General features: G+C 65.6%; 1 protein-coding gene. It reads left to right on the forward strand.

What is annotated here, in order from left to right; genetic code table 11:
• Positions 1-95: 95 nt before the first annotated feature.
• A complete protein-coding gene (locus MXD62_RS09920) occupies positions 96-605 on the forward strand; it encodes an exodeoxyribonuclease VII large subunit (RefSeq protein WP_248829048.1) in 510 nt (169 codons plus the stop codon).
• Positions 606-687 lie beyond the last annotated feature (82 nt).

The raw sequence follows: 687 nt of genomic DNA on the forward strand, positions 1-687 counted from the left end.
CAGTCGAATACGAAGCTAACTACTACCCGACAGCCCAGAAACCCCAGGCCACAGTCACAACCTAGAGCCTCCAACCTCCCCGGGGCGGTTCAAGCGTGCCGGAGCCCTGGGCGCTGACCGCGGCGCTGCGTCACACTCTGCACTCCAATGACAGGTGGGGCGGAGTAGTGATCACCCGCGGCGGCGGCGCTGCCAACAGCAGTAGCAACTGGCGCGACACCTTCAACGCCCCAGAAGTTCTCGACGTGACGGCCGAGCTCCAAGCCGCCGGGGTCGTCGTTCTCAGCGGTCTCGGCCATGAGGCGGACATGACCGCACTCGACCGTCTCGCAGACTACAGCTGGCCGACGCCGAGTGCGCTCGCAGCCGCGCTGCGACGGCTTGCGCAGTACAGGGAACTGGCCGGGGTCGAGCCTGGCGACGGGCTCCGGCGCTCGGTGTATGACCTGGGTCGCGAGACGCGGCAAGAGTTCGACGATTCCTGGGCACGACTTCGACCCCAGAGCGAGCAGCTTCTACCGAGGCCGCCGTGGGGCAGCGGCCCATCCGACGAGCGCAGGCGGAAACACCTCAGCGAGGTGTCTTTGGGCGATCAGCGGGGATGATGTCCTGAGGTGCTGCCCATTTCTCGGACACCGACGTAGACGGACTATACCAGCTTTATGCTGCTTCCTTCGCTTCGGTCCG

The sequence above is a fragment of the Frankia sp. Mgl5 genome (assembly GCF_023242985.1).
Classification (GTDB): domain Bacteria; phylum Actinomycetota; class Actinomycetes; order Frankiales; family Frankiaceae; genus Parafrankia; species Parafrankia soli.